Origin of the sequence: Xanthomonas sp. SHU 199, assembly GCF_000364665.1 — a bacterium.
Lineage (GTDB): Bacteria > Pseudomonadota > Gammaproteobacteria > Xanthomonadales > Xanthomonadaceae > Xanthomonas_A > Xanthomonas_A sontii.
On the sequence record NZ_AQOI01000438.1, the window covers coordinates 1 to 8403 of the forward strand.

10 protein-coding genes are annotated in these 8403 nt (G+C 69.8%); 7 read left to right on the top strand and 3 right to left on the bottom strand.

Going from position 1 to position 8403, the window contains the following annotated elements; all coding sequences use genetic code 11:
* Positions 1 to 1071, bottom strand: a 1071-nt coding sequence (locus D183_RS0114075; RefSeq protein ID WP_017909564.1) for an ABC transporter permease, incomplete at its 3' end; no start/stop codon positions are given.
* A complete protein-coding gene (locus D183_RS0114080; RefSeq protein WP_017909565.1) occupies positions 1068 to 1670 on the bottom strand; it encodes an ABC transporter ATP-binding protein in 603 nt (200 codons plus the stop codon). The genes D183_RS0114080 and D183_RS0114075, both read right to left, overlap by 4 nt.
* 109 nt (positions 1671 to 1779) lie before the next feature.
* Between D183_RS0114080 and D183_RS0114085 the strand changes: the two genes are divergently transcribed.
* From D183_RS0114085 to D183_RS0114095, 3 genes are all read left to right on the top strand, one after another.
* A complete protein-coding gene (locus D183_RS0114085; RefSeq protein ID WP_081613350.1) occupies positions 1780 to 2454 on the top strand; it encodes an arylesterase in 675 nt (224 codons plus the stop codon).
* 92 nt (positions 2455 to 2546) lie between these two features.
* On the top strand, positions 2547 to 3260 hold the full coding sequence (locus tag D183_RS0114090; protein ID WP_003481607.1) for a response regulator transcription factor: 714 nt from the start codon (positions 2547 to 2549) through the stop codon (positions 3258 to 3260).
* A 108-nt stretch (positions 3261 to 3368) separates the two neighbouring features.
* The gene (locus D183_RS0114095) at positions 3369 to 4649 is read left to right on the top strand and encodes a sensor histidine kinase (protein WP_017909567.1); all 1281 of its coding nucleotides are present in this window, start codon (positions 3369 to 3371) and stop codon (positions 4647 to 4649) included.
* 34 nt (positions 4650 to 4683) lie between these two features.
* Here the strand turns inward: D183_RS0114095 and D183_RS0114100 are convergent, their stop codons facing one another.
* Complete coding sequence (locus tag D183_RS0114100; RefSeq protein WP_017909568.1) at positions 4684 to 5400, bottom strand: SGNH/GDSL hydrolase family protein; 717 nt, start codon at positions 5398 to 5400, stop codon at positions 4684 to 4686.
* A gap of 188 nt (positions 5401 to 5588) precedes the next feature.
* Here D183_RS0114100 and D183_RS0114105 point away from each other — a divergent pair, with 188 nt between their 5' ends.
* From D183_RS0114105 to D183_RS0114120, 4 genes are all read left to right on the top strand, one after another.
* The gene (locus D183_RS0114105) at positions 5589 to 5969 is read left to right on the top strand and encodes a diacylglycerol kinase (RefSeq protein WP_010342212.1); all 381 of its coding nucleotides are present in this window, start codon (positions 5589 to 5591) and stop codon (positions 5967 to 5969) included.
* A 39-nt stretch (positions 5970 to 6008) separates the two neighbouring features.
* The gene (locus D183_RS0114110; RefSeq protein ID WP_010342213.1) at positions 6009 to 6758 is read left to right on the top strand and encodes a TerC family protein; all 750 of its coding nucleotides are present in this window, start codon (positions 6009 to 6011) and stop codon (positions 6756 to 6758) included.
* A gap of 74 nt (positions 6759 to 6832) precedes the next feature.
* Positions 6833 to 7480 (top strand): LemA family protein, encoded by a 648-nt coding sequence (locus D183_RS0114115; protein WP_017909569.1) that lies wholly within the window; start codon positions 6833 to 6835, stop codon positions 7478 to 7480.
* A gap of 24 nt (positions 7481 to 7504) precedes the next feature.
* Positions 7505 to 8403: TPM domain-containing protein (locus D183_RS0114120; RefSeq protein ID WP_081613351.1), on the top strand; the 899-nt coding region annotated here is incomplete at its 3' end.

Genomic DNA, 8403 nt, shown 5'->3' on the forward strand with positions numbered 1-8403 from the left:
CAGGCCGATGCCGGCGCCGGCCAGGGCCGGGGTCGCCTGCGGCAGCGGCAGGCGGTCGGGAATCAGGCTGCCCAGCGCTTCGACCAGGCCGACCTGGGCCAGCATGCCCAGGCCCACGCCGAGTGCGCAGGCGGGGATCGCCAGCAGCAGCAACTGCACCGCCAGCGCACCGAGGATGTCGCGTTGGCGCGCGCCCAGGCAACGCAAGACCGCGACTTGGTCGATGCGGCGCAGGGCGAAGCGGTTGGCCGCCAGCGCGGTGGCGACGCCGGCCAGCAGCACCGCCAGCAACGCGGCCAGCGCCAGGAAGCGCCCGGCGCGGTCGAAGGCGCCACGCACGCCGCGCTGGGTGTCCTCGATGCCGACCAGGCGGTAGGCCTTGGCGCGTGGCGCCAGCCATTCGCGCAGGGCGGCGATCTCGCCGGGCGCGCCGGCGAACATCAGTCGATAGGAAGCGCGGCTGCCAGGGCCGAGCAGGCCGGCGGCATCGACGTCGGCGCGGTTGACCAGCAGCGGCGGCGACAACTGCATCAGTTCGCCGGAGGCATCCGGTTCGGCGCGCAGCACCCGGGTCACGCGCAGCGTGCCGGCGCCGAACTCCAGCGCATCGCCGAGCTTCAGCCCCAGCGCTTCGAGCAGGCGCGGATCGGCATAGGCTTCGCCGCGCGGCGGCGGACCGGCGCGTTCGCTGCCGGCGCCGACGGTGTCGCGCGCGACCAGCAACTCGCCGCGCAGCGGATAACCCGCGCCCACCGCCTTGATGTTGGCCATCTGGCTGGCGTCGCCATGGAACAGCACGCTGGGAAAACTGACCATGCGCGTGCTGCGCAGGCCGCGCCGCTGCGCCTCCTCGGCGAAGGCGGCAGGAATGTCCTGGCGCCCGCTGACGCCGAGGTCGCCGCCGATCACCTCGGCGGCGCTGCCGGTCAGCGCCAGGGTCACCCGGTCGACCAGGGTGCCGACCGCGGTCATCACCGCTACGCCCAGCACCAGCGCGGCGAACACGGTCAGCAGATCGCCGGCGAACAGCTCGCGGCGCAGTGCGCGCGCGGCATGGCGCAGTACGTTCATGCGGCATCCGCCGCGTCGGCGCCGCGCAGGCGGCCGCCGTCGAGCCGGTAGCGGTGTTCGCAGCGCTGCGCCAGGCGCATGTCGTGGGTGACCAGCACCAGGGTGGTGTCGCTGCCTTCGTTGAGCGCGAACAGCAGGTCGCTGATCTGTTGTCCGGTGGCCTGGTCGAGGCTGCCGGTGGGCTCGTCGGCGAACAGGATCCGCGGCCGCGCCACGAACGCGCGCGCCAGCGCCACGCGCTGCTGCTCGCCGCCGGACAGTTGCCGCGGGTAGTGCCGCGCCCGCGCGCTCAGTCCGACTGCTTCCAGCACCTCGCGCACCCGCGCCGGATCCTCGCGTCCGGCCAACTCCAGCGGCAGCGCGATGTTTTCCGCCGCGGTCAGCGACGGCAGCAGATGGAAACTCTGGAACACGAAGCCGACCTCGCGCGCGCGCAGCGCGGCGCGCGCTTCCTCGCCCAATGCGTTGAGCGACTGCCCGGCCAGCACGATTTCGCCGCGCGTGGGCAGGTCGAGGCCGGCCAGCAGGCCGAGCAGGGTGGTCTTGCCGGAGCCGGAGGCGCCGACGATGGCGACGCTGTCGCCTTCACCGATGGTCAATCCGACCTTGTCGAGAATGTGGACCGTACCCTCCGGTCCGCTGACGGATTTGCCGACATCGCGTACGTCGATGGCGATGCTGGCGCGAAGCGTGGGGGCCTGACTGTCGATGAGGGAATCTCCAATGCGTGGCGACGAGACGAGAAGCAAGCGGGCCTGGATGCGCCGCGCCTGGCTGCTGCTGGCATGGTGGGTGCTGCTGCCCGCCATCGCCTGTGCCAAAGGTGCGACGGGGCCGGTGCTGGTGCTCGGCGACAGCCTCAGCGCGGCGCACAACATCCCGGTGCAGTCCGGCTGGGTGGCCTTGCTGGACAAGCGCCTGCAGCAACAGATGCGGGCGCCACCGGCGGTGGTCAATGCCAGCATCAGCGGCGAGACCTCCTCCGGCGCGCTGACCCGCCTGCCGGCGCTGCTGCAGAAGCACCGGCCGTCGGTGGTGGTCATCGAACTGGGCGGCAACGACGCGTTGCGCGGGCTGAGCCCGGCCGAACTGCGCGGCAACCTGGAGAAGATGATCGTGCTCAGCCGTGACGCCGGCGCGAAGGTGCTGTTGCTGGGCATCGACGTGCCGCCGAACTACGGCCCGGGCTACCGCCAGCGCCTGCGCGCGGTCTACGCGGACCTGGCGAAGCAGTACCGGACCGGCCTGCTGCCGTTCCTGCTGGAGGGCGTGGCGCTGAACCCGGCGCTGATGCAGGGCGATGGCCTGCACCCCACCGCGGCGGCCCAGCCCAAGGTGCTGGACAATGTCTGGCCTCAGCTCAAGCCATTGATCGCGCGATAGTTTTTTTGTTGCTCAGGCAGATGAAGCGGCCTTCACGCCACCACCACCGCCCATCCGGCATGTTTCACAAAGCTGAAGACTGAGGAAGCGTTATGCGTCAGACCAAGGAAACATCCGGGCTCGTGCTGGTCGTGGAGGACAACCGCAATATTTCCGAGATGATCGGCGAGTACCTGGAAGGCCGCGGGTTCGAAGTGGATTACGCCTGCGACGGCCTGGACGGCTACCGCCTGGCGGCGGAGAACAGCTACGACGTGGTGGTGCTGGACCTGATGCTGCCGCGTCTGGACGGCATCGAAGTGTGCCGCCGCCTGCGCAACGACGCGCGCAAGTCGACCCCGGTGCTGATGCTGACCGCGCGCGACACGCTCGACGACAAGCTCACCGGCCTGGGCTTCGGCGCCGACGACTACCTGACCAAGCCGTTCGCGATCCAGGAACTGGAAGCACGCCTGCGCGCACTGATCCGCCGCGAGCGCCGCCAGGTCGGTTCGGAAGTGCTGAAGGTGGCCGACCTGGTGCTGGATCCGGTGAGCATGCGTGCCACCCGCGCCGGCACCGAACTGCAGTTGTCGCCGATCGGCCTGCGCCTGCTGACCATCCTGATGCGCGAATCGCCGCGCGTGGTCACCCGCCAGGAGATCGAGCGCGAGATCTGGGGCAATGGCCTGCCGGACTCGGACACCCTGCGCAGCCATCTGTACAACCTGCGCAAGATCATCGACAAGCCGTTCGACCGCCCGTTGCTGCACACCGTGCAGAGCGCCGGCTACCGCATCGCCGACATCGCCCAGCCGATGAGCTGAGGCAACGCCCGATCGTGGACCCCGCAGCGGCCCCGGTGAACGGGGCCGCTTGCACGAAAGGCTCACGATCGGCCTTCCTATAATCGCGGCAACGATCACGGATGCCGTATGCCGCACGGGTTGCCGCGCAAACTTCGCCTCGCCCTGATCGCCCGCATCGTGTTTGCGGGCTGTGTGGTCACGCTTGCCAGTTATCTGGTGGTCGCGATCGTGCAGCACTCGCTGGTCGGCTCGATCCTGAAGCAGGAGGCGCGCTACTACTGGCGCCTGCGCGCGCAGCTGCCGCAGCAACCGCCGCCCAACAGCCACAGCCTGCGCGGTTATCTGGTGCCGGCCGGGCAATCCGATGCGGCGGTGCCTGCCGACCTGCGCGGGTTGGCGCCCGGTCTGCATGAGGATCGCCCCGGCGGCGAGATGGTGCTGGTCGACCAGACCGAGAACGGGCGCCTGTACCTGGTGTTTTTGCGCGCACCGGCGCAGCGGCTGGCGTTCTGGTTCGGCGTGGTGCCGACGTTGCTCACCCTGATCGCGGTGCTGGTGGTGGCCTGGCTGACCTGGCGGGTGTCGCGGCGCTTGCTGTCGCCGATGAACTGGCTGGCGCGGCGGGTCTCGCGTTGGGATCCGCGGCATCCAGCCGCCGCCGAACTGGCCCCGGAAAACCTGCCGGCCGACGTACAGGGCGAGGCGCGGCAACTGGCTGCCGCCCTGCATGCGCTGGCCCTGCGCGTCACCGACCACGTCGCCCGCGAACGCAACTTCACCCGCGATGCCAGCCACGAGCTGCGCACCCCGCTGACGGTGATCCGCGTCGCCACCGACATCGCCATGACCGAGCAAGAACTGCCGCCGCGCCTGCACCGCAGCCTGCAGCGCATCCAGCGCGCCGGCCGCGACATGGAGGCGGTGATCGACGCCTTCCTCATCCTGGCGCGGGAAGCGGACGTGGTGCCGCAGAGCGAACTCTTCGAGATCGCCGACGTGGTCGAGTACGAGGCCGAGAACGCGCGCGAACTGCTGATCGGCAAGCCGGTGACCCTGAGCGTGCGCGTGCTGGCCTCGGCGACATTGCATGCGCCGCCACGCGTGCTGCACGTGGTGGTCAGCAACCTGCTGCGCAATGCCTGCAGCTACACCGACGCCGGGCGCATCGAGGTCGAGGTCGAGGCCGACCGCATCCGCATCCGCGACACCGGCATCGGCATGTCCGAGGACGCTTTGCGGCATGCCTTCGAGCCGTTCTTCCGCGCGGAGCCGGAGCGCCCGCAAGGCACCGGGCTGGGCCTGTCGATCGTGCGCCGGCTGTGCGACCGTTTCGGTTGGCAGGTGGCCCTGGAGAGCGCCGAGGGCGGCGGCATTCTTGCGACCGTGCGGTTCCCGCCGGTCACGTGAGCGCCCGCGCACGGCGGCGCGGGCGCGTCACGGTTCAATCCTTCAGGTACGGACGCAGGGTGTCGCGCCACAGCGCGTAGCCGGCCGCGTTCATGTGCAACTTGTCCGGTCCGAACAGCTCGGCGCGCGGCTGCCCGTCGGCACCCAGCATCGGCGTGTACACGTCGACGAACTGCACCTGCTTCAGGCTTGCGGCGGCCTTGCGGATCAGCGCGTTGGCCTCGGCCATCTTCGGCATCAGCGCCGCGCGCGAGGGGCTGGGCTTGATCGACAGATAGACGATGCGGGTCTTGGGCAGGTCGCGGTGCACGCGGGTCACGAAGGCCACGAAGTCGTCGCGCACCTGCTGCGGGCTGCGGCCGCTGTTGAGGTCGTTGTCGCCGGCGTAGAACACGATCAGGCGTGGCTTGTACGGCACCACGATGCGGTCGGCATACCAGGTGCTGTCGCGGATCTCCGAGCCGCCGAAGCCGCGGTTGAGCGTCTGCACGCCCGGAAAATCCTTGGCCAGCGAGGTCCAGAAGCGGATCGAGGAACTGCCGACGAACAGCACGCCACCGGGTTTGACCGGATGCGCGGCGTCGTCCTTGGCGAAACGCGCCATGTCCTCTTCCCAGGCGGCATTGGAGACCTGGTCGGGCACGCTGGGCGGCGGGGGTGGGGTGAGCGCCAGCGCCGGCGACAGGCCAAGCAGGGACAGACTGAACAGACTCAGGGCGAGCAGCGGTGCGCGCAGCGGCGAACGGGGCATGACGCCTCCTCGAAGCAAGGGGATCGGCGATGGTGCCGCAGGCACGACATGCAGGCAAATCCGCGGCGATGCCGGCGGTGCCGCGGGGCTTGTGGCAAAATTGCCGCCTATCCCGCTGCGCCTTGCCCATGACCGATTCCTTCCGGCCGTCGTCGTCGCGTCCCCGTTCCTTGGGGCGGGGCTGAGCCGTGGCCGACCAGTTCGGGCATCTGCCGCGTGGACCGCGCCGCATGCTGATGGCGGCACGCTGGTCGTGGCAGGGGCTGCGCGCGGCCTGGCTGCACGAGTCCTCGTTCCGTCTGGAGGTGTGCCTGTTCCTGATCCTGGCGCCGCTGGCGCTGTGGCTGGGGCAGGGGCCCGTGCAGCAGGTGCTGATGATCGGCTCGCTGCTGCTGGTGCTGGCGGTGGAACTGCTCAATTCGGCGATCGAAGCGGTGATCGAGCGCTACGGCCCCGAGCATCACGAACTGGCCGGCCGCGCCAAGGACATGGGCTCGGCCGCGGTCTTCGTGATGCTGGCCAACGTGGTGCTGTGCTGGGGCCTGATCCTGCTGCCGCGCTTGCTGTGATCGCCGCCCGTTTCTTCTTTCGTTAAAGGATCCGACGCCATGGCCCTCGAGTTTCTCGCCGACCCCAACACCTGGCTGACGCTGTTGACGCTGAGTGCGTTGGAGATCGTGCTGGGCATCGACAACCTGGTGTTCATCTCCATCGCGGTGGGCAAGCTGCCGGAAGCTCAGCGCCCGGCCGCGCGCAAGTTCGGCATCGCGGTGGCGTGCCTGACCCGCATCGCGCTGCTGGTGTCGCTGGCGTTCCTGGCGCGCATGCAGGGCGAGCTGTTCAGCGTCGCCGGCATGGGCATCTCGATCCGCGACCTGGTGCTGATCGTCGGCGGCCTGTTCCTGCTGGTGAAGGGCACGATGGAGATCCGCGAGCTGATCACCGGCGGCGAAGACGAAGACCCCACCACCAGCAAGGCCTCGGGCGTGTTCTGGATGGTGATCGCGCAGATCGCGGTGATCGACATCGTGTTCTCGCTGGATTCGGTGATCACCGCGGTGGGCATGGCCCAGCACATCCCGGTGATGATCGCCGCGGTGCTGCTGGCGGTGGCGGTGATGCTGCTGGCGGCCAACCCGCTGGGCCGCTTCATCGACGCCAACCCGACGGTGAAGATGCTGGCGCTGGCCTTCATCCTGATGATCGGCGTGGTGCTGATCCTGGATGGCCTGGACGTGCACGTGCCCAAGCCCTACATCTACGCGGCGATGGGCTTCTCGGTGCTGGTGGAGTGGCTGAACCTGCTGATGCGCCGCCGCGCCGCCGCGCACCAGGTGCCCGGCGCCGGCAAGTGGTGAGCCACCGCTGAGGTCGGCTGCGTTTTCACCGGCGGCGTGGCAAGCTGCGCGCAGTCATCTGCCGGAGTCCTCGCATGCGCCTGTTGTCCCGCTCCCTGTTCCTGGCCGCGCTGGCGGTGTTGCTGTCCGGCTGCGGCTACAACGCGATCCAGCAGAAGGACCAGGCGGTCAAGGCCGGCTGGTCGGAAGTGCTGAACCAGTACAAGCGCCGCGCCGACCTCGTGCCGAACCTGGTCAATACGGTCAAGGGTTATGCCGACCAGGAGCGGCAGGTGCTGACCGACGTGACCAACGCCCGTGCCCGGGTCGGCCAAGTGCAGGTCAATGCCGACGATGCCGCCTCGCTGCAGCAGTTCCAGCAGGCGCAGGGCCAGTTGTCCAGCGCGCTGTCGCGGTTGCTGGTGGTCAGCGAGAACTACCCGAACCTCAAGTCCGACCAGGCCTTCCGCGACCTGCAGGCGCAGCTGGAAGGCACCGAGAACCGCATCACCGTGGCGCGCGGCCGCTACATCCAGGCGGTACAGGACTACAACACCTACATCCTGTCCTTCCCGCAGGTGCTCACCGCCAAGATGTTCGGCTACAAGGAGAAGCCCAACTTCTCGGTGGAGAACGAAGCGCAGATTTCCGAGGCGCCGGCGGTGAACTTCGGTGGCCAGCCCACGTCCGTGCCGCAGCAGCCGCAGCAGCCGCAACAGCCGGCGCCGGCGCCGGCGCACTAAGCGCCGCCGTGGGCCGGCGTGACCATGCGTTCCGCATCCGTGGTGGCTGAGCGCGCTGTCGCATCGGCGGCGTCGCGTGGCGCCGCTCGCTGCACATCTTGCCGCCGGCTCGCCGGCGTCTGGCTGGTGGTGCTGCTGGCGTTGCTGCCCTGGCTGGCCTGGGCGCAGACCGAGGCGTCGATCCCGGCGCTGGACGCGCCGGTGGTCGACACCACCGGCACGCTGACGCCGAACCAGCGCCTGGAGCTGGACCGGCAGGCGGTGCAGTTGCAGCAGCGCAAGGGCAGCCAGCTGCAGGTGCTGGTGGTGCCCAGCACCGCGCCCGAGAGCATCGAGCAATACACCCAGCGCGTGTTCGACCAGTGGAAGCTCGGCCGCAAGGGCGTGGACGACGGCGTCCTGCTGGTGGTGGCCAAGGACGACCGGCGCGTGCGCATCCAGCCCGGCTATGGCCTGGAAGGCGCGATTCCCGACGCCACCGCCAACCGCATCATCCAGGAGTACCTGGTGCCGCGCTTCCGCGCCGGCGACTACAGCGGCGGGATTTCCGAAGCGACCGCGATGCTGGTCAAGCTGATCGACGGCGAAGCGTTGCCGGCGCCGGTCAGCGCGCACGCCTCGGCCTCGCGCGGCGGCGGCCTGGGATTCGGTTTCTTCGCCGGCCTGTTCGCGGCGCTGGTCGCGCAGGTGCTGTTCGCGCGGCTGTCGCGCCCGGTGCGCGGCGTGCTGAGCGGCGTGGTCGGCGGCGGCGTCGGCCTGCTGCTGAGTCTGTCGCTGTTCGTCGGTGCGCTGACCGGCGCGATCGGCCTGCTGCTGGGCCTGTTCGTCGGAATCGCACCGGGCCGTTCGGCCGGCGGCGGCGGTTGGGGCGGCTGGGGTGGCGGCGGCTTCGGCGGTGGCTGGGGCGGCGGTGGCGGTAGTTG